1 protein-coding gene is annotated in these 650 nt (G+C 58.6%); it reads left to right on the forward strand.

What is annotated here, in order from left to right; genetic code table 11:
• Positions 1-185 precede the first annotated feature (185 nt).
• On the forward strand, positions 186-650 hold a 465-nt coding region (locus ACKVEX_RS16590; RefSeq protein ID WP_473216848.1), incomplete at its 3' end, for a transposase.

Below are 650 nucleotides of genomic sequence, written 5' to 3' on the forward strand. Positions count from 1 at the left end.
TTGGCGAGCTTCAGTGCGGCGTAATGCTCGCGCGACAAAGCGATCAGGGATGGGTGTCGTTTCATGGTCCGTTGCTCCAGCAAGGCTGATGATTCGTGGACTCCTTTAAGGGCACCTCGAAAAACCTCGACACCCCTGTGATTGGTAAAATTGCTTCGTCCTGATTTCGTTCTCTGCCGCCAGCCATGAAGAAGCGCACCGCCATCAAAACCGACCTGTTCGCCGATGAACATCATCGCAAGAAGATCGACACGCTCGGAGATCCGCTGGCCGAGATCGAGTCGTACATCGATTTCGGGTCGTTGGCGGCGGAAGTGGATCGGGTGGCGCCGCGTCCGATGAGTCCACAAGGCGGTCGTCCGCCGTATCCCACGGAGACGATGGTACGCATTCTGGTGTTGAAGCGGCTGTACAACCTTTCGGACGAACAGATGGAGTACCAGTTGCTTGACCGGATGAGCTACAAGCGCTTCTGCGGGTTGGCTAGCGCGGTCAATATCCCGGATCGAACGACTGTGTGGACATTCGAGAACCGTATCGGCGAAGCCGGCGCGAAGGTCCTGTTCGACGGAGTCACGACCCAACTGCTCAAGCACGGCTACATCGCTCGGGGCGGTCAGATCATCGACGCCACGCTGGTGCCCGCGCCC

Source organism: Denitraticella aggregata, assembly GCF_048158365.1.
Classification (GTDB): domain Bacteria; phylum Pseudomonadota; class Gammaproteobacteria; order Burkholderiales; family Rhodocyclaceae; genus Azoarcus_F.